Origin of the sequence: Achromobacter sp. MFA1 R4, assembly GCF_900156745.1 — a bacterium.
In the GTDB taxonomy this organism is placed as follows: domain Bacteria; phylum Pseudomonadota; class Gammaproteobacteria; order Burkholderiales; family Burkholderiaceae_B; genus Achromobacter.
Genome location: NZ_LT707065.1, coordinates 3,538,485 through 3,565,270 on the forward strand (window position 1 = coordinate 3,538,485; position 26,786 = coordinate 3,565,270).

General features: G+C 66.4%; 26 protein-coding genes. 16 read left to right on the forward strand and 10 right to left on the reverse strand.

Going from position 1 to position 26,786, the window contains the following annotated elements; genetic code table 11:
* Nucleotides 1-80 precede the first annotated feature (80 nt).
* The 3 genes from BXA00_RS16115 (at nucleotide 81) to BXA00_RS16125 (ending at nucleotide 2,190) form a co-directional block, all read left to right on the forward strand.
* Complete coding sequence (locus tag BXA00_RS16115; RefSeq protein ID WP_076519416.1) at nucleotides 81-530, forward strand: thioesterase family protein; 450 nt, start codon at nucleotides 81-83, stop codon at nucleotides 528-530.
* Nucleotides 531-825: 295 nt separating this feature from the next.
* Complete coding sequence (locus BXA00_RS16120; RefSeq protein WP_076519417.1) at nucleotides 826-1,524, forward strand: CoA transferase subunit A; 699 nt, start codon at nucleotides 826-828, stop codon at nucleotides 1,522-1,524.
* Between the two features lie 12 nt (nucleotides 1,525-1,536).
* Entirely contained in the window at nucleotides 1,537-2,190 is a 654-nt protein-coding gene (locus BXA00_RS16125) for a CoA transferase subunit B (protein WP_076519418.1), read from the forward strand.
* An 85-nt stretch (nucleotides 2,191-2,275) separates the two neighbouring features.
* Here BXA00_RS16125 and BXA00_RS16130 read toward each other — a convergent pair whose 3' ends face one another.
* Nucleotides 2,276-2,734 carry a GNAT family N-acetyltransferase gene (locus BXA00_RS16130; RefSeq protein WP_197685593.1) on the reverse strand — a complete coding sequence of 153 codons (459 nt, stop codon included), beginning with the start codon at nucleotides 2,732-2,734 and terminating at the stop codon, nucleotides 2,276-2,278.
* 188 nt (nucleotides 2,735-2,922) lie between these two features.
* Here BXA00_RS16130 and BXA00_RS16135 point away from each other — a divergent pair, with 188 nt between their 5' ends.
* The 9 genes from BXA00_RS16135 (at nucleotide 2,923) to BXA00_RS16175 (ending at nucleotide 14,116) form a co-directional block, all read left to right on the forward strand.
* Nucleotides 2,923-3,798 (forward strand): MurR/RpiR family transcriptional regulator, encoded by an 876-nt coding sequence (locus tag BXA00_RS16135; protein ID WP_076519420.1) that lies wholly within the window; start codon nucleotides 2,923-2,925, stop codon nucleotides 3,796-3,798.
* Entirely contained in the window at nucleotides 3,795-4,775 is a 981-nt protein-coding gene (locus BXA00_RS16140; RefSeq protein WP_076519421.1) for an isoaspartyl peptidase/L-asparaginase family protein, read from the forward strand. The genes BXA00_RS16135 and BXA00_RS16140 overlap by 4 nt, the downstream gene beginning before the upstream one ends.
* A gap of 46 nt (nucleotides 4,776-4,821) precedes the next feature.
* On the forward strand, nucleotides 4,822-6,708 hold the full coding sequence (locus tag BXA00_RS16145; protein WP_076519422.1) for a dipeptide ABC transporter ATP-binding protein: 1,887 nt from the start codon (nucleotides 4,822-4,824) through the stop codon (nucleotides 6,706-6,708).
* Between the two features lie 37 nt (nucleotides 6,709-6,745).
* Entirely contained in the window at nucleotides 6,746-8,299 is a 1,554-nt protein-coding gene (gene gsiB, locus BXA00_RS16150) for a glutathione ABC transporter substrate-binding protein GsiB (RefSeq protein ID WP_076519423.1), read from the forward strand.
* A gap of 89 nt (nucleotides 8,300-8,388) precedes the next feature.
* Nucleotides 8,389-9,309 carry a glutathione ABC transporter permease GsiC gene (gene gsiC / locus BXA00_RS16155; protein ID WP_076519424.1) on the forward strand — a complete coding sequence of 307 codons (921 nt, stop codon included), beginning with the start codon at nucleotides 8,389-8,391 and terminating at the stop codon, nucleotides 9,307-9,309.
* A 7-nt stretch (nucleotides 9,310-9,316) separates the two neighbouring features.
* Nucleotides 9,317-10,216, forward strand: a complete 900-nt coding sequence (gsiD, locus tag BXA00_RS16160; RefSeq protein ID WP_076519425.1) for a glutathione ABC transporter permease GsiD — start codon at nucleotides 9,317-9,319, stop codon at nucleotides 10,214-10,216.
* A gap of 146 nt (nucleotides 10,217-10,362) precedes the next feature.
* On the forward strand, nucleotides 10,363-11,457 hold the full coding sequence (locus BXA00_RS16165) for a P1 family peptidase (RefSeq protein WP_076519426.1): 1,095 nt from the start codon (nucleotides 10,363-10,365) through the stop codon (nucleotides 11,455-11,457).
* A gap of 20 nt (nucleotides 11,458-11,477) precedes the next feature.
* Nucleotides 11,478-12,311 carry a M55 family metallopeptidase gene (locus BXA00_RS16170; protein WP_076519427.1) on the forward strand — a complete coding sequence of 278 codons (834 nt, stop codon included), beginning with the start codon at nucleotides 11,478-11,480 and terminating at the stop codon, nucleotides 12,309-12,311.
* A 14-nt stretch (nucleotides 12,312-12,325) separates the two neighbouring features.
* On the forward strand, nucleotides 12,326-14,116 hold the full coding sequence (locus BXA00_RS16175; protein ID WP_076519428.1) for an aminopeptidase P family protein: 1,791 nt from the start codon (nucleotides 12,326-12,328) through the stop codon (nucleotides 14,114-14,116).
* 111 nt (nucleotides 14,117-14,227) lie between these two features.
* Here BXA00_RS16175 and BXA00_RS16180 read toward each other — a convergent pair whose 3' ends face one another.
* Nucleotides 14,228-15,226 carry a hypothetical protein gene (locus tag BXA00_RS16180; protein WP_076521968.1) on the reverse strand — a complete coding sequence of 333 codons (999 nt, stop codon included), beginning with the start codon at nucleotides 15,224-15,226 and terminating at the stop codon, nucleotides 14,228-14,230.
* 215 nt (nucleotides 15,227-15,441) lie between these two features.
* On the opposite strand from BXA00_RS16180, the gene BXA00_RS16185 reads away from it, so the two are divergent.
* From BXA00_RS16185 to ftsB, 4 genes are all read left to right on the forward strand, one after another.
* Nucleotides 15,442-17,094 carry a CTP synthase gene (locus tag BXA00_RS16185; protein ID WP_076519429.1) on the forward strand — a complete coding sequence of 551 codons (1,653 nt, stop codon included), beginning with the start codon at nucleotides 15,442-15,444 and terminating at the stop codon, nucleotides 17,092-17,094.
* A gap of 203 nt (nucleotides 17,095-17,297) precedes the next feature.
* Nucleotides 17,298-17,582, forward strand: coding sequence for a DUF1330 domain-containing protein (locus BXA00_RS16195; RefSeq protein ID WP_076519431.1), 285 nt, complete (start codon nucleotides 17,298-17,300; stop codon nucleotides 17,580-17,582).
* 4 nt (nucleotides 17,583-17,586) lie between these two features.
* Nucleotides 17,587-18,873, forward strand: coding sequence for a phosphopyruvate hydratase (eno, locus tag BXA00_RS16200; protein WP_054429546.1), 1,287 nt, complete (start codon nucleotides 17,587-17,589; stop codon nucleotides 18,871-18,873).
* A 66-nt stretch (nucleotides 18,874-18,939) separates the two neighbouring features.
* Nucleotides 18,940-19,380, forward strand: a complete 441-nt coding sequence (gene ftsB / locus BXA00_RS16205; protein ID WP_076519432.1) for a cell division protein FtsB — start codon at nucleotides 18,940-18,942, stop codon at nucleotides 19,378-19,380.
* Nucleotides 19,381-19,504: 124 nt separating this feature from the next.
* Here ftsB and BXA00_RS16210 read toward each other — a convergent pair whose 3' ends face one another.
* The 8 genes from BXA00_RS16210 to BXA00_RS16245 form a co-directional block, all read right to left on the reverse strand.
* On the reverse strand, nucleotides 19,505-20,257 hold the full coding sequence (locus BXA00_RS16210) for a TadE/TadG family type IV pilus assembly protein (protein ID WP_076519433.1): 753 nt from the start codon (nucleotides 20,255-20,257) through the stop codon (nucleotides 19,505-19,507).
* A gap of 90 nt (nucleotides 20,258-20,347) precedes the next feature.
* Entirely contained in the window at nucleotides 20,348-21,277 is a 930-nt protein-coding gene (gene hslO / locus BXA00_RS16215; protein ID WP_076519434.1) for an Hsp33 family molecular chaperone HslO, read from the reverse strand.
* A 74-nt stretch (nucleotides 21,278-21,351) separates the two neighbouring features.
* Nucleotides 21,352-21,873, reverse strand: a complete 522-nt coding sequence (locus BXA00_RS16220) for a gamma carbonic anhydrase family protein (protein ID WP_076519435.1) — start codon at nucleotides 21,871-21,873, stop codon at nucleotides 21,352-21,354.
* 2 nt (nucleotides 21,874-21,875) lie between these two features.
* On the reverse strand, nucleotides 21,876-23,591 hold the full coding sequence (locus BXA00_RS16225; protein WP_076519436.1) for an acyl-CoA synthetase: 1,716 nt from the start codon (nucleotides 23,589-23,591) through the stop codon (nucleotides 21,876-21,878).
* 125 nt (nucleotides 23,592-23,716) lie between these two features.
* Nucleotides 23,717-24,589: a UDP-2,3-diacylglucosamine diphosphatase gene (locus tag BXA00_RS16230; protein ID WP_156902810.1), complete on the reverse strand. Its 873-nt coding sequence runs from the start codon at nucleotides 24,587-24,589 to the stop codon at nucleotides 23,717-23,719.
* A 102-nt stretch (nucleotides 24,590-24,691) separates the two neighbouring features.
* Nucleotides 24,692-25,597 (reverse strand): DUF2167 domain-containing protein, encoded by a 906-nt coding sequence (locus BXA00_RS16235; protein WP_076519437.1) that lies wholly within the window; start codon nucleotides 25,595-25,597, stop codon nucleotides 24,692-24,694.
* 148 nt (nucleotides 25,598-25,745) lie between these two features.
* On the reverse strand, nucleotides 25,746-26,267 hold the full coding sequence (locus BXA00_RS16240) for an RDD family protein (RefSeq protein WP_076519438.1): 522 nt from the start codon (nucleotides 26,265-26,267) through the stop codon (nucleotides 25,746-25,748).
* Between the two features lie 123 nt (nucleotides 26,268-26,390).
* Entirely contained in the window at nucleotides 26,391-26,579 is a 189-nt protein-coding gene (locus tag BXA00_RS16245; protein ID WP_076519439.1) for a hypothetical protein, read from the reverse strand.
* Between the last annotated feature and the right edge of the window lie 207 nt (nucleotides 26,580-26,786).

The window sequence follows — 26,786 nt, forward strand, 5'->3', positions numbered from 1 at the left end:
CTGGAAGTATTATCGGCGATTGTATTGCAGGCGAGGGTCCTGTATGCCTTCGCATTTCTTTTAGCCTTCAGGAGTAATTGGTGAACCCGGACAATCCGTCGGCGCGGCTTCTTTCGGTGGGCGACACCCATCAGCTCGAATTGCCTTTGCGTTGGGGCGATTCAGACGCTTTGAACCATCTGAACAACACGCTGTATTTCCGACTCATGGAAGAGGCCCGCATGCAGATCCTGTATGGCGCGGGTTTCGAGCTGCCCGCCGACAATGGCGCCATCCTGGCGCATGCGTCGTGCGATTTCCTGCGTCCGCTGACCTATCCGGCCACGGTGCGGGTCACGCACACCGTGACGCGCATCGGCCGTTCCAGCGCCGAATTCGAGTTGCTGCTCGAGAAAGTGGGCGACGACGTGGGCCCTTATGCCCGCGGCCGCAACGTCCTGGTCTGGATGGACTACGTGGCCAATACGTCCGCGCCGTGGCCGCAGGAAGTGCTGGCGCAACTGGGCACGCAATTCACCGCGGCAGCGTAATCCACGTGGGCCGCGCGGGCAGCGCGGGCGCGGCCCCGCCAAAATAGCGCGTGCTTTGGCCGGACATGCCGGTAAAATCTAGCGCAAAATCACAAAAGCAATGAGGGCGCGCCACCCACGGCGCAGCCGTTCCACGGAAATCGGGCCCAGCCGCGATGCCCGTGTGGCAAGCGCCAGCAGCCGCGCCCCAAGGAAAGACTGGGTCTGCCCCGATTTCCCCGATTTTTCCGGGACCCGTGCGCGGGTAGCGGCGGGCAGGCTTACTTTGGTTCGACCTTAACTAGGAGTTGGAGCGATGGACAAGGTTTATGCAAGCGCCCAGGAGGCGCTGGCAGGCATCGTCAAGGACGGTCAGATGATCGCCGTGGGCGGTTTCGGCCTGTGCGGTATCCCCGAGGCGCTGATCGCCGCGCTGCGCGATTCGGGCGTCAAGGATCTCACCTGCATCAGCAACAATGCGGGCGTCGATGGCTTTGGCCTGGGCCAGTTGCTCAATACGCGCCAGGTGCGCAAGATGATCGCGTCCTACGTCGGCGAGAACAAGGAATTCGAACGTCAGTACCTGTCCGGCGAACTCGAGCTTGAATTCACGCCCCAGGGCACGCTGGCCGAAAAGCTGCGCGCGGGCGGCGCCGGCATTCCGGCGTTCTTCACCCGCACGGGCGTGGGCACCATCGTCGCCGACGGCAAGGAAATCCGCGAGTTCGACGGCCATCAGTACGTCATGGAACGTTCGCTGGTGCCGGACGTGTCGCTCGTGAAGGCGCACATCGCCGACCGCAGCGGCAACCTGGTGTTTCGCAAGACGGCCCGCAACTTCAATCCCAACGTCGCCATGGCGGGCAAGTTCACGGTGGTCGAAGTCGAAGAAATCGTCGACACCGGCAGCCTGGACCCGGATCAGATCCACCTGCCCGGCATCTATGTGCAACGGATCGTGCTGAACGCCACGCCCGAAAAGCGCATCGAACAACGCACCACTCGCCCGGCCTAAGGAGAAGACGACATGGCATGGTCCCGCGATGAAATGGCGGCGCGCGCCGCGCGCGAGCTGCAAGACGGCTTTTATGTGAACCTGGGCATCGGCCTGCCCACGCTGGTCGCCAACCACGTGCCCAAGGGCGTGGAAGTGTGGCTGCAATCCGAAAACGGCCTGCTCGGCATCGGCCCGTTCCCCACCGACGACCAGGTCGACGCCGACCTGATCAACGCCGGCAAGCAGACGGTCACGACGCTGCCCGGCTCGTCGATCTTCTCGTCGGCCGACTCGTTCGCGATGATCCGCGGCGGCAAGATCAACCTGGCCATCCTGGGCGCGATGCAGGTCTCTGAAAAAGGCGACCTGGCCAACTGGATGATCCCGGGCAAGATGGTCAAGGGCATGGGCGGCGCGATGGACCTGGTGGCCGGTGTCGGCCGCGTGGTCGTGCTGATGGAGCATGTGGCCAAGAAGAAGGACGGCTCCGAAGACATCAAGCTGCTGCCCGAGTGCACGCTGCCGCTCACGGGCGTGGGCGTGGTCGACCTCATCATCACCGACCTGGGCGTGATGGAAGTCACCGAAAACGGCCTGAAATTGCTGGAAACGGCACCGGGCGTGACGGTGGACGAGATCAAGTCCAAGACCGGCGCGAAGCTGGACGTGTCGGCGGTTCAGTAACCCCCGGGGCCGCCGGCAGTCCGCCGGCCGTCCATTCGAAGGCGCCCCGCGAGGGGCGCTTTTTCATTCCGGCGCGGCCGCGCCGCTATGCGGTCTCCTGCAGCAACATGCCCACGTGCGGGATGCCGTCTTCCATGTATTCCTCGGTGACCGGCACGAAGCCGTGGCCGCCGTAGTAGCCCTTGAGCCGCGCCTGCGCGCCCAGGTAGACCGGCTGGCCGGGCCAGAGGCGCTGCACTTCCACTTTGGCGCGGCGCATGAGCTCGTGGCCCAGGCCCGTGCCGCGGGCAGCGGGGGCGGTGATGACCCGTCCGATGACGGCGTTGCCGTCGTTCAACGCTGGCTCCAGCAGGCGGCAATACGCGATCAGTTCGCCGTCGCGCCACGCCATCAGGTGCTCGGTCTGCCCTTGCAGGTCCTTGCCGTCCATGTCCAGGAACACGCAGTTCTGTTCCACCACGAAAACCGCCGAACGCAGCCGCAGGATGGCATAGAGCTCAGCGGGGGTCAGGTCGGCATGGGGTTTGCAAGTCCAGGCGGGCAGCATGCGGGCATTCCAGATAGCGAGAAATGAAGGGGGCAACAAGCGTACCTCAAACCGGCCCCGATTTAATCCGAGCGATTGTTACAACTAATCACGGGTATACCCTTAGTATGAAAATCAATTTTCTTAACTAAAATTTGCGTGTAAACAGATTTACATAAACCCGCCTCCGACTTCCCCCCGTTTTGATGAACAAGGCCGTACTTACGATTGCTGATCGGATCGCCCGGGCCCAGCCCGCGCTGAGCCGGACCCAGCACAAGATGGCCGAGTACGTGTTGGCGCACCAGTTCCGCGTCGCCACCATGACCATCGACGAATTCGCGGCGGCCGTGGGCGTGTCGGTCGCCACGGCCAACCGTTTTGCGCGCGCCCTGGATCTGCCGGGCTACCCGCAATTCCGCGCCGAACTGGCCCGCGGCTTCGAAGCCGCGCTGGAACCTGTCGAAAAGCTGCGCACCGAACTGGCGCACTCCGCCAGCGCCGTCCAGATCTTCGCCGCCACGCTGGAAGAAGACATCCGCAACGCGCAGCGCAACCTGCAGGCCCTGGATTCGGCCGCCTGTGAGCAGGCGGTCGAGGCGATCCTGGCCGCCGAGCGCGTTTTCATCATCGGTTTCGGGGCCAGCGGGTTTCTCGCGGGCCTGCTGCAACGCGGCCTGTGCATGCACCTGCATTCGGTCGAATCGCTGGCCGGTCCCGGCGGCGTGTCGCACGCCGCGCGCCAGATGTCGCGCATGACGGGCAAGGACCTGGTCATCGCCATCGGCTTTCCGCGCTACCTGGCCGACACCGTGACGCTGGCCGGCGCTGCCAAGCAGGCAGGCGTGCCGGTGCTGGTGCTGACGGACAAGCCCACGTCGCCGCTGGCGCCAACTGCCTCCGTCGTGCTGTACGCGTACTCCGCACGCCAGCTCATTCCCAATTCCGAAACCGCCGCGTTGGGGCTCATCGAAGCCCTATCCGCGGCGGTGGCCTATCGGGCCAAGAATTCCGTCGCGGCCGCCGCTGGGGTCACCCAGTCCGTGATGCCGTGGCTCATCCATGGAGTAGGTAAACGATGATTCAACCCGTGATTGCCATTCACGGTGGCGCCGGCGCGATGTCCCGCGCGGCCATGTCTCCCGAAAAAGAACAGGAATACCTCGCGGCCCTGCAGTCCATCCTGACCGCCGGCCAGGCCGTGCTGGCCAAGGGCGGCAGCGCGCTGGACGCCGTCACCGAGGCCGTGCGCCTGCTTGAAGACTGCCCGTTGTTCAACGCGGGCCACGGCGCCGTGTTCACCAGCGCCGGCACCCACGAGCTTGACGCCGCCATCATGGACGGCGCGACGCTGCGTTCGGGCGCGATCGCCAACGTGAACTGCGTGCGCAACCCGATCGTTGCCGCGCGCAAGGTCATGGAAAACAGCAAGCACGTGTTCTTCGTTGGCGAGGGCGCCGAAACGTTCGCCCGCCAGGAAGGCGTCGAACTGGTCGACCCGTCGTACTTTTCGACCGAGGCCCGCCGCGAGCAGCTGCTGCGCGTGCAGCGCGAAACGCCGGACGCCGCCGTGCTGGACCACGACGGCCAGGCCATGGTCGCGCGCGGCCAGCCCGCGCCGGCCGATCCGCTGGACGCCGACAAGAAGTTCGGCACCGTCGGCGCCGTGGCCGTCGACGCCCAGGGCAACCTGGCCGCCGCCACGTCCACGGGCGGCATCACCAACAAGCAGGTCGGCCGCGTGGGCGATGCGCCCCTGATCGGCGCCGGCACCTATGCCAGCAACAAGACTTGCGCCGTGTCCACCACCGGCACGGGCGAAATGTTCATCCGCATGGTCGCCGCGTACGACGTCGCGGCCCAGATGGAATACTGCGGCGCCTCGCTGGAAGCGGCGGCGGACCGCGTCGTGATGGAAAAACTGCCCACCATCGGCGGCAAGGGCGGCCTGGTGGCCGTCGACGCCCAGGGCAATGTGGCCTTGCCGTTCAACACGGAAGGCATGTACCGGGGTTACGCCCGCGTAGGCGAGAAGCCGGTGGCCGCCATCTACCGATGAGCGGCGGCGGTTTGGATCTGTAGGTTTATTTTGGGAATGAGAAGAGATGGTTGATCGCGCAAACAGCCTGGCGCTGCCGGATAACCGCGTGGTCCAGGTCGACGACCTGACGGTGCGCTTCGTGGGTTCCGAGCGCACGGTCGAAGCCGTGCGCAATCTGTCGTTCCATGTGGACCGGGGCGAAACCCTGGCCATCGTGGGCGAATCGGGTTCGGGCAAGTCGGTGACGTCGCTGGCGCTGATGCGTCTGGTGGAACACGGCGGCGGGCGCATCGCCCAGGGCAGGATGGCCCTGCGCCGGCGCAACGGCTCCGTGATCGATCTGGCCAACGCCAACCAGCGTGTCATGCGCAACGTGCGCGGCGCCGACATGGCGATGATTTTCCAGGAGCCGATGACCTCCTTGAACCCGGTGTTCACGGCCGGCGACCAGATCGCCGAATCGATCCGCGAGCACCAGGGCATGGATGCGGCGGCGGCGCGCGCGGAAGCGCTGCGCATGCTGGAACAGGTCCGGATTCCCGAAGCCAAGTCGGTGCTGGACCGCTATCCGCATCAACTGTCGGGCGGCATGCGCCAGCGCGTCATGATCGCCATGGCGCTGGCATGCAAGCCGGCCCTGCTGATCGCCGACGAGCCGACCACGGCGCTGGACGTGACCATCCAGGCCCAGATCCTGCAACTGATCCGCCAACTGCAGGAAGAAATGCACATGGGCGTGGTGTTCATCACCCACGACATGGGCGTGGTGGCCGAAGTGGCCGACCGCGTGCTGGTCATGTTCCGCGGCGACAAGGTCGAGGAAGGCCCGTCCGAACAGGTGTTCGCCGCGCCCCAGCATTCGTACACGAAGGCGCTGCTGTCGGCCGTGCCGAAGCTCGGCGCCATGCAGGGCACGGACCTGCCCGCGCGCTTCCCGCTGCTGCAGGTCGAAGGCCAGGTCCAGCCGGTGGCCGAAGCCGGCGCGGCCAGCACGCAGGAAGTGCCCGCCGCCAAGCGCGAGCCCATCCTGAGCGTGCGCAACCTGGTGACGCGCTTTGACCTGCGCGGCGGCATCATGAGCCGCGTGCAGCGTCGCGTGCACGCCGTGGAGAAGGTCAGCTTCGACCTGTATCCCGGCGAGACCCTGTCGCTGGTCGGCGAGTCCGGCTGCGGCAAGTCCACGACGGGCCGTTCGCTGCTGCGCCTGGTGGACAGCCAGGGCGGCGAGATCCGCTTCGGCGGCCGCGACATCGTGCGCCTGAAGAACACCGAGCTGCAATCCCTGCGCCGCGACATCCAGTTCGTGTTCCAGGATCCGTTCGCCTCGCTGGATCCGCGCGTGACCGTGGGCTTCTCCATCATGGAGCCGCTGCTGGTGCACGGCGTCGCCAAGGGCAAGGATGCCGAGCGCCGCGTGGCCGAACTGCTGGAACGCGTGGGCCTGCCGCCGGAAATGGCGCAGCGCTACCCGCACGAATTCTCGGGCGGCCAGCGCCAGCGCATCTGCATCGCGCGCGCCCTGGCCCTGAACCCCAAGGTCGTGATCGCGGACGAATCCGTGTCCGCGCTGGACGTGTCGATCCAGGCGCAGATCGTGAATCTCTTGATCGACCTGCAGCGCGACATGGGCATCTCGTTCCTGTTCATCTCGCACGACATGGCCGTGGTCGAACGCGTCAGCCACCGCGTGGCGGTGATGTACCTGGGCCAGATCGTCGAGATCGGCCCGCGCCGCGCGATCTTCGAGAACCCGCAGCATCCCTACACCAAGAAGCTGATGTCGGCCGTGCCGATCGCCGATCCGGCGCGCCGCCACATGAAGCGCACCTTGCTGTCCGATGAAATCCCCAGCCCGATCCGCAAACTGAACGATGAACCGGTGGTGCAACCGCTGGTCCAGGTCGGTACGGATCATTTTGTAGCCCGCCACCCCGTCGGCGGCGCGTATTGACTCAGTAGTTGACCTTTTTTTGGAACCAGGAGTTGCAATGATGAAAGTTCTGCGCCCCACCAAGCTGATGGCCGCTGCCGCGTTGGCCTTCGGCGTGCTCACCGCGCCGATGGCGCACGCCGCCAAGGACGTGACGTTTGCCGTTTCCATCGCGCTGGAAACGCTCGACCCCTACAACACCAACAGCACGCTGAACCAGGCGGCCGGCAAGGCCTACTACGAAGGCCTGTTCGAATTCGACAAGGACCTGAAGGTCCAGAAGGTCCTGGCGACCGACTACACCGTCAGCGAAGACGGCCTGGTCTACACGTTCAAGCTGCGTCCCGGCGTGAAGTTCCATGACGGCACCGACTTCAACGCCGAAGCGGTCAAGATCAACTTCGATCGTCCGGCCAACCCGGACAACCGCCTGTCGCGCTACATCCAGTTCAGCGTCATCGAAAAGACCGAAGTGGTCGACCCGATGACCGTCAAGATCACGCTGAAGAAGCCGTTCTCGGCTTTCATCAACGCGCTGGCCCACCCGGCCGCCATGATGATCTCGCCCGCCGCGCTGGCCAAGTATGGCAAGGACATCGGCTTTCACCCGGTCGGCACCGGCCCCTTCGAATTCGTCGAATGGAAGCCGGCCGAATACCTGAAGGTCAAGAAGTTCGACGGCTACTGGAAGAAGGGCTACCCGAAGGTCGACACGCTGACCTTCCGCACCGTCACCGACAACAACACCCGCGCCGCCGTGGTGCAGACGGGTGAAGCGCACTTCGCGTTCCCGGTGCCGTTCGAGCAGGCCGCCGTGCTGAAGAAGAACGAGAAGCTGGACGTGGTCGATCACCAGAACTCGATCATGGCCCGCTACCTGTCGATGAACACGCAGCAAAAGCCGTTCGACAACGTCAAGGTGCGTGAAGCCATCAACTACGCCATCAACAAGGAAGCGCTGGCCAAGGTCGCTTTCTCGGGCTACGCCACCGTCATCGACGGCGTCGTGCCGCAAGGCGTGGACTACGCGCACAAGATCGGCGCGTGGCCGTATGACATCAAGAAGGCCAAGGCCCTGCTGGCCGAAGCCGGCTACCCCAACGGCTTCGAAAGCACGCTGTGGTCCGCCTACAACGACGGCACCTCGGTGAAGGTGGTTCAGTTCCTGCAGCAGCAGCTCGCCCAGGTCGGCATCAAGGTTTCCGTGGAAGTCCTGGAATCCGGCCAGCGCGTGCAGCGTGTGCAGCAGGTGCAAAAGCCCGAGGACGCCAAGGTCCGCATGTACTACGCCGGCTGGTCGTCGTCGACCGGCGAAGCCGACTGGGGCCTGCGTCCGCTGCTGACCACCGCCGCGTTCCCGCCGGTGCTGAACAACGTGTCGTACTACTCGAACAAGTCGGTTGACGAAGGCGTCCAGCAAGCCCTGGCCACCACCGATCGCGCCAAGAAGACCGAGATCTACAAGAACGTTCAGGAAACCATCTGGAAGGATGCCCCGTGGGCCTTCCTGGTGACCCAGAACAACCTGTACGTTAAGTCCAAGAACCTGTCGGGCGTGTACGTGGAACCGGACACCTCGTTCTGGTTCGGCGACATCGACCTGAAGCAGTAAACCAAGCAGTAACTCTCGGGGCCCACGGGCCCTTGTAAGGCCACATACGGCGGGGGCGCGGTGTCCCCGCCGATGTTGCAGGAATTTCAATGCTGACCTACATCGTCAAACGTCTTTTGGGCATGATCCCCACGCTGCTGCTGGTAGCCGTGGTCGTGTTCCTGTTTGTGCACATGCTTCCGGGCGACCCGGCGCGACTGGCCGCGGGCCCCGAGGCCGACCAGCAGACCGTCGAACTCGTGCGCAAGGAACTCGGGCTGGATCAGCCCCTGCCGCAGCAGTTCGTGCGCTATTTCAGCCACATGCTGCAAGGCGACCTCGGGACCTCGCTGCGCACCAAGCGCCCCGTCTCGACCGAAATCGCCGACCGCTTCATGCCCACCTTGTGGCTCACGATCGCCAGCATGGTGTGGTCCGTGGTCTTCGGCATGGTCATCGGCATCGTGTCGGCGGTATGGCGCAATCGCTGGCCCGACCGCCTCGGCATGACGCTGGCGGTGTCCGGCATCTCGTTCCCCGCGTTCGCGCTGGGCATGATGCTGATGCAGATCTTCTCGGTGAACCTGGGCTGGCTCCCCACCGTGGGCGCTTCCACCTGGCAACACTACATTCTTCCTTCCATCACGCTGGGCGCCGCCGTGGCCGCCGTGATGGCGCGCTTCACGCGGGCGTCGTTCGTTGAAGTCGTGCAAGAGGACTTCGTGCGCACCGCCCGCGCCAAGGGGCTGTCCGAGCGCCGCGTCATCATCAAGCATGCGCTGCGCAACGCGCTGATTCCCGTCGTGACCATGATGGGCCTGCAGTTCGGCTTCCTGCTGGGCGGCTCGATCGTGGTCGAGACCGTGTTCAACTGGCCCGGCCTCGGCCGCCTGCTGGTGGACGCCGTGACCCAGCGCGACTATCCGGTGATCCAGGGCCTCGTGCTGCTGTTCTCGCTGGAATTCATCCTGATCAACCTGATTGTCGACGTGCTCTATGGCGTCATCAATCCCAGCATCCGTTACAAGTGAGGCGGCCATGAGCAATACGACACCCGCCGCGACCATTGCCGCCGTTCCCAAGAACGACGTGCGCACGCCCGCCACCGAGTTCTGGCGCAAATTCAAGAAGCAGAAGCTCGCCGTGGGCGCGGGCCTCTTCGTCCTGCTGCTGGTCATCGTCGCGGTCTTCGCGCCGTGGATCGTGCCGTTCGACCCGGAGAACTTCTTCGACTACGACGCGCTGAACGCCGGCCCGTCCATGACCCACTGGCTGGGCGTGGACTCGCTGGGCCGCGACATCTTCAGCCGCATCATCATGGGCGCGCGCATTTCGCTGGCCGCCGGCTTCCTGTCGGTCGCCATGGGCGCCATCGTCGGCACCTTCATGGGCCTGATGGCGGGCTACTACGAGGGCTGGTGGGAGCGCATCACGATGCGCATCTCCGACGTGCTGCTGGCCTTCCCGGGCATGCTGCTGGCCATCGGCGTGGTCGCCATCCTGGGTTCCAGCATGGTCAACGTGATCGTCGCCGTGGCCGTGTTCAGCGTGCCCGCGTTTGCCCGCCTGGTGCGCGGCAACACGCTGTCGATCAAGCAGATGACCTACGTCGAGGCGGTCAAGAGCGTGGGCGCGTCCGACTGGACGATCATCATGCGCCACATCCTGCCCGGCACGATCTCGCCCATCGTGGTGTACGGCACGATGCGGATCGGCACCTCGATCATCACCGCCGCCAGCCTGTCGTTCCTGGGCATGGGCGCTTCGCCTCCCACGCCGGAGTGGGGCGCCATGCTGAACGAAGCCCGCGCCGACATGGTCATCGCGCCGCACGTGGCGATCTTCCCGGCGCTGGCGATCTTCCTGACCGTGCTGGCGTTCAACCTGCTGGGCGACGGCCTGCGCGACGCGCTGGACCCCAAGATCGACCGCAAGTAAACCTGCCGCCGGAGCCTCCCACGAGGGCCGGCGTGGAGGGCGATTTTTCCGCCGCCGCCTCCGTCCGCCACGCGCTTGCCCGCGCGTGTCCCGGACCCAGGGTGGCGGCGTTTTGCATTCTGGAGCGTGGCGACACGTAGACGAACATGGACAAACAAGCGCTGGACATTCCCCGTATCGGCGTCCTGCCCTCGGGGCCGCTGGACTCCCTTTGCGACGTGGGTGAGATCACCGTCGGCCACTGCACGCTGGCCGATGGCCCGCTGCAGACCGGCGTGACCGTCGTGCGCACGCATGGCGGCGATGCCTTTCTGGACAAGACGCCGGCCGCGGCCACCGTGCTGAACGGCTTCGGCAAGAGCACCGGCCTGGTTCAGGTGCAGGAGCTGGGCGTGCTGGAAACGCCCATCGCGCTGACCAACACCTTTGGCGTCGGCACGGTGGCCAATGCCCAGATCCGCGCCGCCGTCGCGGCCAATCCGGGCATCGGCCGCGGCCTGGCGACGGTCAATCCGCTGGTCTTCGAATGCAACGACGGCTACCTGAACGACATCCAGGCGATGGCGATCCAGGAATCGCACTATGCCGAGGCGCTGGCGGCGGCGGACAGGCATGTGGCACAGGGCTCTGTCGGCGCCGGCCGCGGCATGTCGTGCTTTTCGTTCAAGGGCGGCATCGGTTCGGCCTCGCGCCTGGCGCAGATCCAGCCGGGGCAGCGGTACAGCGTCGGCGCGCTGGTGCTGGCCAACTTCGGCCGCCTTCCGAACCTGACGGTGGCCGGGCGGCCCTTTGGCCGGCGGCTGGCGGACCGGATCGACCGGGGGATCGCGCAGCAGGGCGAGAACGCCGTGATCGCGCCCGAAAAGGGCTCGATCATCCTGCTGGTGGCTACCGACGCGCCGCTGGATTCGCGCCAGTTGCGCCGCCTGTCGCTGCGCGCGGGGGCGGGCCTGGCGCGCACGGGCTCGGTCTTCGGGCATGGCAGCGGCGACATCGCGCTGGCTTTCTCGACCGCGTACACGATTCCCCAGTTGGCAGAAACGCCCATGCCGGCGATCGCGATGCTGCACGAGGCGCGCATCGACCCGCTGTTCGAGGCGGCCGCCGAGGCGTGCGAACAGGCCATCATTTCCGCGCTGTGGCACGCCGAGGGCGTGACCGGCCGCGACGGCCACCACCGCGATTCCATCCGCCACGCCGCGCCCGAGTGGCGCCAGTGGCTGTCCGACACCGAATTCTGAACATTTCGAAGGCGCATTTCATGAAGATCCTGATTTCCACCGATATCGAAGGCGTCGCTGGCGTCTTTCACGCCGAGCAGGTCCGGGCCGGCAATGGCGAATACGAGCGCGCCCGCGCCTGGATGACCGCCGAGGCCAACGCGGCCGTGCAAGGCGCCATCGCGGGCGGGGCCGAAGAGATCCTGGTCAACGACTCGCATGGCGGCTTTCGCAACCTGCTGCCCGACGGCCTGGACGAACGCGCGCGCCTGGTGCTGGGCAAGCCGCGCTACCTGGGCATGATGGGCGGGCTGGAAGAGGGCTGCGACGCCGTCTTCATGATCGGCTACCACTCGCGCTCGCAGGGCCGCGGCATCCTCGCCCACACCATCAACAGCTTCGCGTTCGCGCGCGTCGTCATCAACGGCATGGAACTTGGCGAAGCGGGCCTGTACGGCGCGCTGGCCGGCGAGCTGGGCGTGCCCGTCATCCTGGGCACCGGCGATGACGTGTTCATCGAGGAAACCCGCGACACCTTTCCCGGCGCCGAGTGGGTGCAGACCAAGGTCGCGCACGGCCAGGGCAGCGGCGTGACGCTGTCGCCCGCCGCGTCCCGCCGCGCGATTGCCGCGGCCGCCGAAGCCGCGGTGCGCAACTTCAAGCGCGGCGGCGACAAGAAAGCCGTTCCGTTCCGCATTCCCGCCCCTATAGAATGCCGGTTGCAGACGCAGAGCGCGGCGCTGGCCGACCTGTTCTGCATGTGGCCCACGCTGGAACGCGTGGACGGCGTCACCTTGCGGTTCACCACGGACAGCATGCAGTCCGCCGTCCGCACGTTGAACAGCCTGGCCGCCATGTCTTTCATGTTGCGCTAAGGATCCTTCCTCCCATGTCTAGCACCGACGCCCGTATTGCCCAACTGCGGCAGGCCATGAGCCGCCGCGGCCTGACCGCCTACATCGTTCCGTCCTCGGACCCGCACCTGTCCGAATACCTGCCGGCCCGCTGGCAGGGGCGGCGCTGGCTGTCGGGCTTCACGGGCTCGGTGGGCACGCTGGTGGTGACGGCCGACTTTGCCGGCCTGTGGGTGGACAGCCGCTATTGGGTGCAGGCCGAAGCGCAGCTCGCCGGCACGGGCGTGCAATTGATGAAGATCGCGCTGGCCACGACGCCGGGCCACGTGGACTGGCTGGCCGCCAACACGAAGGCGGGCGACGTCATCGGCGTAGATGGCCAGGTGCTGGGCCTGGGCGCTTTCCGCGCCTTGTCCGCCGCCGTGGCCGCGTCCGGCGCCGCGCTGGAGATCCGCGAGGACCTGCTGGACGAGGTCTGGCCGGATCGCGCGGGCCTGCCGCAAGCGGCCATCTACGAACACGTGGCCCCCGAGGCCTGCGTGACCCGCGCCGACAAGCTGGCCCAGGTGCGCGAGGCCATGCGCGCGCACGGCGCTGACGTGCATTTCATTTCCACGCTGGACGACATCGCGTGGCTGTTCAACCTGCGCGGCGCGGACGTGGACTACAACCCGGTCTTTGTCGCCCACGCACTGGTGGGCCTGGATCACGCGACCCTGTTCGTGGCGGACGGCAAGATCGACGACGCCCTGTGCGCCATCCTGGCCGCCGACGGCGTGCAAGTCGCGGACTACGCGCAGGCCGCGGACGCCCTGGCCTCGCTGGAGCTGGACCAGAAGCTGCTGATCGATCCGGCCCGCGTGACCTGCGGGGTGTTCCATGCCATGGATCCGGGCGTGCCGCGCGTGGAAGCCATCAATCCCTCCACCTTGCTGAAATCCAGGAAGACCGAGGCCGAACTCGCCAACGTGCGGCAGGCGATGGCGCAGGACGGCGCGGCGCTGTGCGAGTTCTTCGCCTGGTTCGAGGGCGCGCTGGGCAAGGAAACCATCACCGAACTGACCATCGACGAGAAAATCACGGCCGCGCGCGCCCGCCGGCCGGCCTACGTCTGCCCCAGCTTCGCCACCATCGCGGGCTTCAACGCCAACGGCGCCATGCCGCATTACCGCGCCACGCCGGAATCGCACGCCACCATCGAAGGCGATGGCCTGCTGCTCATCGATTCGGGCGGCCAGTACCTGGGCGGCACCACCGACATCACCCGCGTGGTGGCCGTCGGCACGCCCAGCCCGGACCAGAAGGTCGATTTCACGCTGGTGCTCAAGGGCATGATCGCGCTGTCGCGCGCGTCGTTCCCGCGCGGCACGCCGTCGCCGATGCTGGACGCCATCGCCCGCGCGCCCATCTGGGAGGGCGGCGCGGAGTACGGCCACGGCACCGGCCACGGCGTGGGCTATTTCCTGAATGTGCACGAAGGGCCGCAGGTCATTTCGTACCGCGCGATGCCGGGGCCGCACACGGCCATGGAGCCGGGCATGATCACCTCGAACGAGCCGGGCATCTACCGTCCGGGCCGTTGGGGCGTGCGCATCGAGAATCTCGTCGCCAACCGCAGCTGGCTGACCTCGGAGCTGGGTGAATTCCTCTGCTTCGAAACGCTGACGATGTGTCCGATCGACACGCGCTGCATCGAACCTTCGCTGATGCGCGAGGACGAGATCGACTGGCTGAACGACTATCACAAGACGGTGTTCGAGCGCCTGTCGCCGCTGGTCGAGGGCGAGGCGCTGGACTGGCTGACGCGGCGCTGCGCCGCGATCTGACGTCGCGCAAGGGGCCGCCGGAAGCGCCGGCCTCCCGATACGCCGGCCCAAAAAAGAAGGCCGCGGGGCATGGCGCCGCGGCCTTTTGCATGGCGGGGCGCGCGGCCCCGTTTACCGTGCCGCCGCGCCGTCGCGGCGGTGGAGCCAGCGTGCGGCCACCAGGCAGCCCAGCGCCAGCAGCGCGCCGTAGGCCAGCAGGGACAGGCCGGCCGCGGCGTGCGATTGGGCCGCCCAGGCGAGCTGGTTCCAGGTCATCGACATCAGCACGATCAGGCCCAGTCCGATGCCCAACGCCTGGGCGAACCAGAACGCAACACTGCCCAGCGCCACGGCGCGGCCGATGCCGGGGCGTTCCAGGGGACGCGGCAGCACCTTCAGGCAGACCAGCACGGTCAGCGCCAGCAGGACCACGGGCAGCACCCAGTAGCCCAGCGCGTACTGCGCCCAGCCTGCGTCCAGCGTCTGCATCTGCAGATAGCCGCCCAGGATGATCGACACGCTCGTCTGCCAGGCCAGGACGGTCAGGCCGCAAATCCAGGCAACGTCGCGCCGCTTCATGGCCGGGCTGCCGGGCGGTCCGGCGGGGGCGGCCGTCCAGGCCGCGATGCGCAGCGCCAGGCAGATCCCGATGATGTCCAGCAGGACGGTGACGACGCGGATCAGGAGATTCATCGCGATGAACCGTCCGGCGATGTCCAGCCCGAACCATGTCTCCAGCAGCGATCCGCTCTTGATCAGGGTTGCCAGCATCGCATTCTGCGCGATGGCCACGCCGCTCGTCAGGCACAGCGTGTATAGGGCCTGCAGGGCGAGAAACGTGCCGAGCAGCCTGCCCGGCTGGTCGACGGCGCTGGCATTGTGGCGCGCCAGCCACTGGCGCGTCGCGCCCCAGGCCGCCACGCCGACGATCAGCAGGGTGGACGCCACGTTGGCTAGCAGCGGGGCCAGCACCGGGGGCTGCGTGAAGCTTTCCCGGACCTGGTCCAGGTAGGGCGAAGGCCCCATCAGCGAATAGGCCTGCACGAGCGCGGTGTACGCCAGCCGCAGCAGCACGGCGGCGACGGCGATGCGCCAGGCGAGGGAAGGGGCAGGACGGGCGAGGTCGGTCATCGGCGCGGCGTATGAACAGGGGGCGCTGGCGAACGGCAGCGGCTGAAAACAGGGAGCGACCATAGCACGTCCGCGCCGACGCCGCGCCGCAGGGACGTGTCGTGTGCATTCAAATGTTACGCAACGGGCGCTAGGGGAAAACCCAAACAAGTCGTCTCGCCCGGCTATAATCCAAATTTCCCGCACGCGCCCGCTCGTCCCGGGCGCTCATTACGATGACCAAATACGTATTTGTCACCGGCGGTGTGGTGTCTTCCCTGGGCAAGGGCATCGCCGCCGCGTCGCTTGCCGCCATCCTTGAGTCGCGTGGTTTGCAGGTAACCATGCTGAAGCTCGACCCCTACATCAACGTCGATCCGGGCACGATGAGCCCGTTCCAGCATGGTGAAGTGTTCGTCACGGAAGACGGCGCCGAGACCGACCTGGACCTGGGCCACTACGAGCGCTTCATTTCCGCTCGCATGCACAAGGTGAACAACTTCACCACCGGCCAGATCTACGAATCCGTGCTGCGCAAGGAGCGCCGTGGCGACTACCTGGGCAAGACCGTCCAGGTGATTCCCCACATCACGAACGAAATCCAGGACTTCATCGCCCGTGGCGCCGAAGCCGGCTGGAATGGCAACACCGACGTTGCCATCGTCGAGATCGGCGGCACGGTGGGCGACATCGAGTCCCTGCCGTTCCTCGAAGCCGCTCGCCAGATGAGCCTGCGCATGGGCCGCAACAACGCGGCCTTCGTCCACCTGACGCTGGTGCCCTTCATCGCCTCCGCCGGCGAACTGAAGACCAAGCCCACGCAGCACTCGGTGCAGAAGCTGCGCGAGATCGGCATCTACCCGAACGCGCTGCTGTGCCGCGCCGACCGTCCCATTCCGGACGACGAGCGCGCCAAGATCTCGATGTTCTCCAACGTGCCCCTGGACGCGGTCATCTCCGTCTGGGACGCCGACTCCATCTACAAGATCCCCGCCATGCTGCACAAGCAGGGCGTGGACAACATCGTGTGCGAGGCCCTGGGCCTGACCCCGCCGCCGGCCGACCTGTCCATGTGGGACAACCTGGTCGAGGCGCTGGAACACCCCGAGCACCAGCTCACCATCGGCATGGTCGGCAAGTACGTCGACCTGACCGAGTCGTATAAGTCGCTGACCGAAGCGCTGGTCCACGCCGGCATCCACACGCGCTCGAAGATCAACATCGAGTACATCGACTCGGAAGACATCGAAACCCGCGGCACCGACCAGCTCAAGCACCTGGACGCCATCCTGGTTCCGGGCGGCTTCGGCAAGCGCGGCACCGAGGGCAAGATCGCCGCGATCCGCTACGCCCGTGAAAACGGCGTGCCCTACCTGGGCATCTGCCTGGGCATGCAGTTGGCCGTCATCGAGTTCGCGCGCCACGTCGCCGGCCTGGGCGGCGCCAACAGCACGGAATTCGATCCCTCCGCGCCGCATCCGGTCGTCGCCCTCATCACCGAGTGGATGGACCGCGAAGGCAAGGTCGAAAAGCGCGACACGACGTCCGACCTGGGCGGCACCATGCGCAAGGGCGCGCAGCGCGTGCCGATCAAGGCCGGCACCCGCGCGCAGGCCATCTACGGCGACGAGGTGAACGAGCGTCACCGTCACCGCTACGAGGTCAACAACGTCTACGTGCCGCGCCTCGAAGAAGCCGGCATGGTGATCAGCGCCCGCACCCCGACCGAGAACCTGCCGGAAATGATGGAATTGCCCAACCACCCGTGGTTCGTGGGCGTGCAGTTCCACCCGGAGTTCACGTCCACCCCGCGCGACGGCCATCCGCTGTTCTCCAGCTACATCCGCGCCGCCATCGAGCAGAAGGCTCGCCGCGGCCAGGAGGCCTGATGCGTGTCCGCGGCCTCGAGTTCCGTAAGCGGATCCTCGGGGCCGCGGGCCGATTTCCCAGCGCCGCCCTATACGGCGGCGCTTCTTTCGGATACAACCGATTAGCATCGGATATGCGTCGCCCGTGCGCCTTGCGCGACACTGGCGGCGGCGCCGTATCCGGCGCCAGACCGAAATCAACGCCACTGCTCTGAAGGAACCCCATGAGTGCCTATCTCATCGCCGACGTCAATGTGACCAAGCCCGCGCAGTACGAAGACTACAAGCGCCTGTCCACGCTCGCCATGCGCGCGTACGATGCCAAGGTCCTGGTGCGCGGCGGCGAGTCCAAGCACCTCGAGGGGCGTGAACCCGGCCGCACCGTCGTCATGGAATTTCCGTCCATGGCCGCGGCGCAGGCGTTCTACGACTCCTGGCAGTACCGCCGTGCCCGCAATGCCCGCGAAGGCGCGGCCGTCATGAATATGTTTATCGTTCAGGGAATGTAAAGTCATGAGTGCAATCGTCGACATCATCGGCCGCGAGATTCTGGATTCGCGCGGCAACCCCACCGTGGAATGCGATGTGCTGCTGGAATCCGGCGCCATGGGCCGCGCGGCCGTGCCGTCCGGCGCATCCACCGGCGCCCGCGAAGCCATCGAGCTGCGCGACGGCGACAAGGGCCGTTATCTGGGCAAGGGCGTGCTGCGCGCCGTTGAAAACCTGAATACGGAAATCTCCGAAGCCCTGATGGGCCTGGACGCCCAGGAACAGACGTTCGTCGATCGCACGCTGATCGAACTGGACGGCACCGAATCCAAGGAACGCCTGGGCGCCAACGCCATCCTGGCGGCCAGCATGGCCGTGGCCCGCGCCGCCGCCGACGAATCGGGCCTGTCCCTGTACCGCTATTTCGGCGGCAGCGGCCCCATGAGCATGCCCGTCCCGATGATGAACGTCATCAACGGCGGCGCGCACGCCAACAACACGCTCGACCTGCAGGAACTGATGATCCTGCCGGTGGGCGCGGGCAGCTTCCGCGAAGCCCTGCGCTGGGGCGCCGAAGTCTTCCACATGCTCAAGAAGCTGATTCACGGCCAGGGCATGTCCACCGCCGTGGGCGACGAGGGCGGTTTCGCGCCCAACGTGCCCAGCCACGAGGCCGCCATCCAGCTCATCCTGAAGGCCATCACCGAAGCCGGCTACGAGCCGGGCACGCAGATCGCCCTGGGCCTGGACTGCGCCAGCTCCGAGTTCTACCGCGATGGCAAGTACACGCTGGCCGGCGAAGGCGGCATCTCGCTGTCCTCGCAGGAATTCACCAACCTGCTGGCCACGTGGTGCGACAAGTACCCCATCATTTCCATCGAAGACGGCATGGCCGAAAACGACTGGGAAGGCTGGAAGCTGCTGACCGACCAGCTCGGCAAGAAGGTGCAACTGGTGGGCGACGACCTGTTCGTCACCAACACCAAGATCCTGCGTGAAGGCATCCAGAAGGGCGTCGCCAACTCGATCCTCATCAAGATCAACCAGATCGGCACCCTGACGGAAACCTTCGCCGCCATCGAAATGGCCAAGCGCGCCGGCTACACCGCCGTCGTGTCGCACCGTTCGGGCGAAACCGAAGACTCCACCATCGCCGACATCGCCGTGGCGACCAACGCCATGCAGATCAAGACCGGCTCGCTGTCGCGCTCGGATCGCATGGCCAAGTACAACCAGCTCCTGCGCATCGAAGAGGAACTGGCTGAAGTCGCGTCGTATCCTGGCCTGGAAGCCTTCTACAACCTGCGTTGATAAGAAGCGCGGCCCCGGCACCCAGCCCGGGCCGCATCCACGCCACGACTGCTGAGGTTCCCGCGTATGCGCCTGCTGTTCCTGGTGCTGTTCGTGCTGCTAGGCCTGATCCAATACCCGCTGTGGCTGGGTAAGGGCGGGTGGTTCAAGGTCTGGGATCTGCAACGCCAGGTGGCCGAGCAGCGCGAGACCAATGAAGGCCTGCGCGCGCGCAACGCCGCGCTTGAAGCCGAAGTGCGGGATCTGGAAGGCGGTTCCGGCGCCATCGAGGAGCGGGCGCGCGGGGAACTGGGCATGATGCGCGAAGGGGAAGTGTTCGTGCACATCCTTCCGCAAAATACCCAGCCGCCTGCCGGTGCCTCGCTGTCCGCCGAGACCGCGCCCAAGCCCGCGGCGTCTGCCGCGCCGGCACGCGCCACCGCACCGGCCGCCCGGCCTGCGTCGGCTGCGCCTGCCCGCCCCGCCGCCAACGGCGCCACGACTTCCAACACCGCCGCCCGCCACTGAGGCCGGGCGCGCATTTCCCTGACGCCGCCGACGCTGGGCATCGACCCCAGCCGCGGCCGGCGCTTGCCCCCGGCCCGACAACCTGCGGATCGTCCGCCTGGCCCGGCCGCGGCGCCGCGACGATTCATTCCGGATCGCACTGTTTGCGTCGGCACGCCCCATAGACCACCCCTGGCGGATGCGGCCTCCTGCGGGCCCAGTCCACGGGATGCGAGTGCATTTCCTGCTCCAGCTCGACCACGATGGGCAACAGGCCCTTGGTCTGCGCGTGGCCGGCGTAGCTGTCGTCCTGCCGACCCAGCAAGGCCAGCAGTGCCCGCAGCGCGGGCAGCAATGGCTTGTGCAGGTAGGTCAGGCGCAGTTTCAGGGTGTTGGCGCGGAAGATATCCTGCCCGCCTGCGCGGGGCGGGCGGCGCGCGTGCTGCAGGTCCTGGTAGTCGTTGTCGATGGCCGGCAGGCCGGGCGCCGCGGGCACCTTCAAGCCGGGCCGTCCGTGCTCGCGGAACGCGCGCTCGTCGGGCTGCAGCACTTCAATACGCCAGGGGTCCGACCCGGTCTGCGCCTGCAGTTCGGCCATCGCGTCGTCCAGCCGGCGCGTTGCGCCCGCCTGCCCGTCGGCGTCCGCATGCAGCGGCAGGAGCGCCAGAAGAAACGCCGACCGCATCCGGGCCGGGTCGGCATGACCGGTGGCGCCGGCGCGCGCCGCCTCCGTCAGCGCCAGAAGCGCCATCTGGCGCGCGGCGTGCCAGCGGGCGGCCTCGACCGCCAGCAGGCCCAGCAGCAGCACGATGGCGCCCGCCACGGCGAATTCGATGGCGGCGGCGCCACGGTGCCGGCTGGCGGGGCGAAGGCGGGGAGCAAAAACAAAGGCGGTCATGGCTGCGCAGTGTGGCGCGCCCATGACCGCCTGTCGATGAGGACAAACCGGCGTGACGAAAACGGCCCGGCGGACTTGCCGCCAGGCGGATCAGTGCACCGTGGGGGGCTGCTCTCCGGCAGCCGGCTGGTTGGCGGAGAACAGCGCCGCGCAGTCCACGGCATCGAACTCGTAGGGCTTGCCGCAGAAATCGCAGGCCACGTCGACCTGCCCGCGCTCGGCCAGGATGCTGTTGACCTCTTCCTGGCCCAGCGAGCGCAGCATGTTGGCCACGCGTTCGCGGGTGCAGGGGCAGTGCCAGCTCACCGGCTGCGGTTCGAAGGCGATGAGCGTCTCTTCCCAGAACAGGCGGTGAATCAGCGTGTCGATGTCGGCTTCCAGCATCTCGTCGCGCTTGAGGGTGCCAGCCAGGGCGCCGATGCGCTCCCAGGTCTCGGTGGCGGCCTGTTCGCTCAGCACCTGCGCGTCGGCGCCGCCATGGTGCGGCAGCCGCTGCAGCAGCATGCCCACGGCGTGGTCGGCGTCGGCGTACAGCCACAGGCGGGTATCGAGCTGCTCGGAGGCCTTCATGTAGTGCTGCAAGGCTTCGGCTACGGTTTCGCCCTCGAGGGGCACGATGCCCTGGTAGGCCTGCTGGCCCGGCAGCTTGCGCTGCGGGTCCAGCACGACGATGAACCGCCCGTTGCCGCCGGGGTTGAGCAGGCTTTGCATGTTGCCGTCGGTGGGCACGTCATGGCCTTCACGCATCTTGACGGTGGCACGCAGGCTGAGGTCGGAGCGGCATTCCACCACCAGCAGGGCGATGGGGCCGTCGCCCTGGATCTGGAGCACCAGCGAGCCGTCGAACTTGATGTTGGCGGCGAGCAGCGTGGAAGCGGCCACCAGTTCTCCCAGGAGATGGGTGATGGCTGGCGGATAGTCGTGGTTGGCCTGGACGGCCTTCCAGGTGGCAGACATGCGAACCGCTTGCACGCGGACGCTGCGGTCTTCGGTGAGGTATTTTTTGAGCTGATCGGTCATAAAGGAATGTTAGCCGATCGGAGGAGGGTATTCCCCCTGCTGGCAGCAGGGGTTGGGGCATCCGCCGGGGCGGATCAGGCCAGCCGCTTCAGGGCCGTCTTGTACTGTTGGCCGCGCGCCACGTAGTGGGCGGTGTTCTTGTGCAGATTGGCGATTTCTTCTTCCGAGAGCTCCCGCACGATCTTGCCGATGCCGATCACCAGGGAGTTGTCCGGAATGACGCGGTCTTCGGGAATGATGGCGCCGGCGCCGATCAGGCAGTTGCGGCCGATCACCGCATTGTTCAGGACGATGGCCTGCATGCCGACCAGGGCGCCCTCATGGATGGTGCAGCCGTGCAGCATGGCCTGGTGCCCGACCGTGACGTTCGGTCCGATGGTCATCGGACAGCCGGCATCGACGTGCAGGACGCTGGATTCCTGGATGTTGGTGCCCTGGCGGATCACGATGGCATCGTTATCGGCCCGGATCGACACCTGCGACCAGATGCTGACCCCGGCTTCCAACGTCACGTTGCCGATGATGTCGGCGCTGTCGGCCACGTAGGCCTGCGGGTCGATGCGCGGGATGAGGTCGTTGAGTTGGTAGATGGCCATGCCTAGGTCTCCGTTTGCCGCGCCGGGGCGGCAACGGGCGCTCCAACGTCTGTCGTGGGCGCAACTGCCTGCGCGCGTTCTTCCTCGCGCTGGCGCAGGATGCGCCGCTGGATCTTGCCCGTGGTGGTCATGGGCAATTCGTCCACGTATTCGATTTCCTTGGGGTACTCGTAGGGCGCCAGGCGCTCGCGCACGTGTTCCTGCAGGTTCTCGGTGATTTCAGCGCGGTCGCGCTGCGCGAATTCCGGGGTCAGTACGACGTACGCCTTGACCAGCGCCCCGCGCTCGGCGTCCGGCTTGGGCACCACCGCCGCATTGGCGACGGCCGGGTGTCCGACCAGGCAGCTTTCGATTTCGCCCGGGCCGATCCGGTAGCCGGCGGACTTGAACACGTCGTCGGCCCGGCCGGCGTACCAGAGGTAGCCGTCCTCGTCGACCGTGGCGAGGTCGCCCGTCAGGCACCAGTCGCCCTTGAACTTGGCCTGCGTGGCGGGCTCGTTGCGCCAGTAGCCCAGGAACATCACCGGGTCGGGAAAGCCGTGGATGTCGAGGCGGTTGACGGCGATCTCGCCCGTCCCGCCGGCGGCGACGGGGACGCCTTCGTCGTCCAGCACGGCCACGTTGTGGCCCGGATACGGCCGGCCCATGGAGCCGGGCTTGGCGGGCCAGCGCTTGTTGCTGTTGCCCACCACGTAGTTCATTTCGGTCTGGCCGAACATCTCGTTGGGCGTCACGCCCAGCGCGCTCCTGCACCAGTCGAACACCGTTTCGCCCACGCTTTCGCCGGCGCTCATGATGGCGCGCAGGGCAAGCTGGTAGCGTTGGCGGGGTTCGGGCACCGCCTTCATCATCATCTTGAGGGCGGTGGGGAACAGGAACGTGTTCGTGACCTGGTAGCGCTCCAGCAGCTCGAAGGCGCGCTCGACCGAGAAGCGGCCGCGCGTGCCCACGATGGGGTGGCCGAAGTACAGCGTGGGCAGCAGCGCGTCCATCATGCCGCCCGTCCAGGCCCAGTCGGCGGGCGACCAGAACACGTCGGCGGGCTTGGGGAACCAGTCCTGCGAGGCGACGAAGCCCGGCAGGTTGCCAATCAGCGCGCTGTGGGGAAGCAGCGCGCCCTTGGGGGCGCCCGTGGTGCCGGAGGTATAGAGCAGGATGGCCGGGTCCGACGCGCGGGTAAGCACGGCCTTGAATTCGTTGGGTTGCCGGGCAAGCAGGCTGCGCCAGGGCAGGACGCGCTCGTCGGCAAAGCCGATGCCGATGACCTGCTGCAGCGCCGGGCAGTTGTCGCTGACCGACAGCAGGTTGGCGCTGGAAGCATGATCGACGATGGCGACGCGGGCTTCGGCGTCGCAGAGGCGGCTTTGCAGCGCCTCGGGTCCGAACAGCGCCGACAGGGGCAACACCACGGCGCCGACGCTATAGATGGCCATGTGGGCGACCACCGTCTCAGGGCGTTGTCCCAATACCACACCGACCCGGTCGCCCCGGCCCACGCCCATTTTCACCAGGCCGTTGGCCAGTTGATTGGCGGCTTCCGCCAGGCGGGCGAAGGTCCAGACCTCGCGGTTGCCGGATTCATCTTCGTAGTAGATGGCAATGCGCCGCGCATCCGGACTACTGGATGCCCAGCGGTGGCAGCACGCTTCCGCGATGTTGAACTGGGTGGGCACCAGCCAGCGGAATGTTTGGTAGAGCGCCTGATATTGGTCGTTCATGGCCCTATGTTGTGAGCATGTTGCAGCGTGAACGGGCCATGACGCCCGTTACCCAGTTGCAAGCATGACCTAGAGGGGCGTGAACTGCAATATACCCGTTGCGTAACGGGGACGCATACGGGTTATCACGGGTATTTGCCCTGGCGGCGCAGCGCCGAGGGCAGGGCGGGCAGCGTCAGGGAGCGCGGGGGGCGGTTGGCCGGATCGCGCTGGCGTTCCGCCTGCATCACCGCCCAGTCCAGGAGCTGGAGCTGGCCGTCGTGGGTTTCCGCCAGGGCCGACAGGCTTTCCACCCAGTCGCCGTCGTTGCAGTACAGGATGCCGCCCACGTCGCGCAGTTCGGCCTTGTGGATGTGGCCGCAGACCACGCCGTCCAGACCGCGCCGGCGGGCCTCGCCCGCCAGGGCTTCCTCGAAGTCGGTGATGAAAGACACCGCGTTCTTGACCTTGTGCTTCAGGTACTGGGAAAGCGACCAGTAATGCAGGCCCAGCCGGTGGCGCAGCCGGTTGAAATGGTGGTTGATCCACAGCGCAAGCTGATAGAGCCCGTCGCCCAGGTGCGCCAGCCAGCGGCTGTGCTGGATGACGCCATCGAACTGGTCGCCGTGCAGCACCAAAAGGCGCAGGCCCTTGGCCGTGACGTGCACGTCCTCGTCCAGGACCTCGATGTCGCCAAAGGCAAAGCCCGCGAATTCCCGGGCAAACTCGTCGTGGTTGCCGGGGATGAACACCACGCGCGTGCCGTTGCGCGCCTTGCGCAGGATGCGCTGCACCACGTCGTTGTGTGCCCGGGGCCAGTGCCAGTGCTTGCGTAATTGCCAGCCGTCGACGATGTCGCCGACCAGGTAGAGGGTGTCCGAATCGTTGTGATCCAGGAAATCGAGCAGGAATTCCGCCTTGCACCCGGCAGTGCCCAGGTGAATATCGGAAATCCAGAGGGCGCGCCAGTGCGTGGGTTGGATGTCGTTCACGGTCGCGTCCCTGTGGGCTGTGGTCATGCTTGGGAATGAGACCATCGCGCGATGACGCGCGCGTGACGAATCCGTGACGTAGTTGTGACGGCCGGGCGGCGGCGCCCGCGCGCCGCCCGGCCGGCCGGATCAGGACTGTCCGGGGGCTTTTTTGCCCTTGATCCGTTTCCATACGGCGCCGCCCAGGACGGCCGCCGCCAGGATGCCGGCCTTGGCGAACTTGGCCAGGAAAGCGGCGATCACCGCGAACAACCCCAGCTTCTTGGCCGCCACGCCCGCCACCAGGGCTGCCAGCCCGTACTCGGCCACCTTGTCGCTGGAGGCGTCAAAGTCTGCGTAGCGCTTGCCTTCGACGTATTTCAGGTTGTCCAGCAGCGCGAGCACGGCGGCTTTGTCCGTGGGCACGTTGCCCTTTTCGGTGATGAGGTCCAGCGTGATGTAGCCGTCCCGCCCCAGGGCGTAGGTGTTGTAGTTGACCGTGGCGTCGTCTTGCGCCCCGGCGTCCTTGTGCTTGGCGGCCACCGACCAGACGAGGCGCTGCGTGGCGCTGTCGTACTTGGGCGCTTCCACCCAGCCGTCCACCGTCAACTCCGGGAATCCGCGCTTCCTGCGTTCCTCGTTGGACGCTTCCGTGCCTTCACGCAGGCTGTCCAGCAACTCGCCGACGTTCCAGTTCCGGGCGTCGTCGTCCTTGATGTAGCCGGCCTTGTCGAAATTGACGGTGACCACCCAGTCCTCGTCATCGCTTTTGGGCATCACCACGCCCAGCAGCGACGGGTCCTTGCCGTTGCCATAGGCCTGCATCAGCCGTTCGGCCTGCGTGCGCGGCACGAAGAACATGCTTTGCGGCAGTTTCAGGGTTGCCTGGTCGCCAAGGGTGACATCAGTGGGGCCTTGCAGCGCCGCGGCAAAAGCGGCTTTGGTCGCCAGTTCGATTTCTTGCTGGGCCGATGCGTTCTGGGCGGACGCGCCGGCAGGCAGGAGCAACAGCGCACTGGCGAAGGCCAGCGACAGGCGGGTAATGAGTGCGCGCATGGGGAGAGTGAAGCCGTCAGTTAAATGGGGCCTCATTGTCTTGGCGGTCGCCTGTCATCTTTCTGAACACTCACCCAACGTCACAAGCGCCGCGCGGGCGTGAAACGGGATGTGTCCGGAAGGGCGGCGCCCGGGCGCGGTAATGCCTTCAGCGGGCCTTTTTGCCCTTTGCCTGCGGCGCGTTGCGCAGCCGCGTCCCGAGGATCCGGTCGTGCAGGAACTGCCCGTCGGGATCGAGCCAGGACCAGATGAAAATCGTGAAGGGCGCCGCGACGATGAACATGTCCACCGAGGGCCAACCCGTGGCGGCGGCGGCCGCCCAGACCACGGCCGCGCCCGCCAGCACCAGCGGCCACGCGAGAAGGTAGCGCAGGACCAGCAAGCCGGTGGACGGGGTGTTGCCATGGCGGTCCACCAGCCGGATGTTCCATGTCTTCATGGGCAGCGTCTGGCCGCGGCGACGCCAGCACAGGACGAAATAGGCGCCGATCGCCACGAACAGCCAGGCCTGCCTGGCCGCCCGCAGCTCCAGGGCATTCCTGCTCTGGGTCAGCGTATCCATCAGGTAGCCCGCCAGGAACACCACGCCAAACAGCAACACGGCTTCGTACATCATGCAGGCGAATCGGCGCAGCCGATTGGGGGTCTGGTCGAGGGGGGCGTCGGTCATGGACCGGTATTATCCATAAATCGGCGAGGGACGAAAAAAAACCCGCCGGTAAGGGCGGGTCTATAAAAGGGGCTATGCAGCCCCCAAGGGGAAAATCTTTAGGCCCGAGGGCCTGGGCCATGATCAGGCAGCGGAATGCGCGTTCTTGGCGCTCGTCTTGCCAGCCAGGGCCTTGATGCCGAGGGCCAGCTTGCGCAGGCCTGCAGCCAACGCCCGCATCGGGTGCGGACGGAATTGTTCTTCAATAGCCTGGAGCATCAGTTGACGCTCGAGTTCGTCGGTCAGGCGGATGGTGTTGTTCGCGTTGATCACAATAGCCTCCACGGGCTTGCACAGTTGTTTGCTACTAGGGATAACCCGAATTATAGGGGTTTACCCTGAAACTATGCAAGTGGTGGGTGCACGCTGGTGCAACTTGGCAACACCTTGGTGCTGATGATGCCCCAAAACCGCGCGGCCGGGGACCATGAGCAAAGATAGGGGCGTCATGTTGCGGCGCTTTTACAACGCGCCGCCCCT

Bases quoted from the DNA above. Each gene is read 5' to 3' on its own strand.
- BXA00_RS16120 (WP_076519417.1), top strand. From the start codon at position 826: ATGGACAAGGTTTATGCAAGCGCCCAGGAGGCGCTGGCAGGCATCGTC.
- BXA00_RS16125 (WP_076519418.1), top strand. From the start codon at position 1,537: ATGGCATGGTCCCGCGATGAAATGGCGGCGCGCGCCGCGCGCGAGCTG.
- BXA00_RS16135 (WP_076519420.1), top strand. From the start codon at position 2,923: ATGAACAAGGCCGTACTTACGATTGCTGATCGGATCGCCCGGGCCCAG.
- BXA00_RS16140 (WP_076519421.1), top strand. From the start codon at position 3,795: ATGATTCAACCCGTGATTGCCATTCACGGTGGCGCCGGCGCGATGTCC.
- BXA00_RS16145 (WP_076519422.1), top strand. From the start codon at position 4,822: ATGGTTGATCGCGCAAACAGCCTGGCGCTGCCGGATAACCGCGTGGTC.
- gsiB (WP_076519423.1), top strand. From the start codon at position 6,746: ATGATGAAAGTTCTGCGCCCCACCAAGCTGATGGCCGCTGCCGCGTTG.
- gsiC (WP_076519424.1), top strand. From the start codon at position 8,389: ATGCTGACCTACATCGTCAAACGTCTTTTGGGCATGATCCCCACGCTG.
- gsiD (WP_076519425.1), top strand. From the start codon at position 9,317: ATGAGCAATACGACACCCGCCGCGACCATTGCCGCCGTTCCCAAGAAC.
- BXA00_RS16165 (WP_076519426.1), top strand. From the start codon at position 10,363: ATGGACAAACAAGCGCTGGACATTCCCCGTATCGGCGTCCTGCCCTCG.
- BXA00_RS16170 (WP_076519427.1), top strand. From the start codon at position 11,478: ATGAAGATCCTGATTTCCACCGATATCGAAGGCGTCGCTGGCGTCTTT.
- BXA00_RS16175 (WP_076519428.1), top strand. From the start codon at position 12,326: ATGTCTAGCACCGACGCCCGTATTGCCCAACTGCGGCAGGCCATGAGC.
- BXA00_RS16180 (WP_076521968.1), bottom strand. From the start codon at position 15,226: ATGACCGACCTCGCCCGTCCTGCCCCTTCCCTCGCCTGGCGCATCGCC.
- BXA00_RS16185 (WP_076519429.1), top strand. From the start codon at position 15,442: ATGACCAAATACGTATTTGTCACCGGCGGTGTGGTGTCTTCCCTGGGC.
- BXA00_RS16195 (WP_076519431.1), top strand. From the start codon at position 17,298: ATGAGTGCCTATCTCATCGCCGACGTCAATGTGACCAAGCCCGCGCAG.
- eno (WP_054429546.1), top strand. From the start codon at position 17,587: ATGAGTGCAATCGTCGACATCATCGGCCGCGAGATTCTGGATTCGCGC.
- ftsB (WP_076519432.1), top strand. From the start codon at position 18,940: ATGCGCCTGCTGTTCCTGGTGCTGTTCGTGCTGCTAGGCCTGATCCAA.
- BXA00_RS16210 (WP_076519433.1), bottom strand. From the start codon at position 20,257: ATGACCGCCTTTGTTTTTGCTCCCCGCCTTCGCCCCGCCAGCCGGCAC.
- hslO (WP_076519434.1), bottom strand. From the start codon at position 21,277: ATGACCGATCAGCTCAAAAAATACCTCACCGAAGACCGCAGCGTCCGC.
- BXA00_RS16220 (WP_076519435.1), bottom strand. From the start codon at position 21,873: ATGGCCATCTACCAACTCAACGACCTCATCCCGCGCATCGACCCGCAG.
- BXA00_RS16225 (WP_076519436.1), bottom strand. From the start codon at position 23,591: ATGAACGACCAATATCAGGCGCTCTACCAAACATTCCGCTGGCTGGTG.
- BXA00_RS16230 (WP_156902810.1), bottom strand. From the start codon at position 24,589: ATGACCACAGCCCACAGGGACGCGACCGTGAACGACATCCAACCCACG.
- BXA00_RS16235 (WP_076519437.1), bottom strand. From the start codon at position 25,597: ATGCGCGCACTCATTACCCGCCTGTCGCTGGCCTTCGCCAGTGCGCTG.
- BXA00_RS16240 (WP_076519438.1), bottom strand. From the start codon at position 26,267: ATGACCGACGCCCCCCTCGACCAGACCCCCAATCGGCTGCGCCGATTC.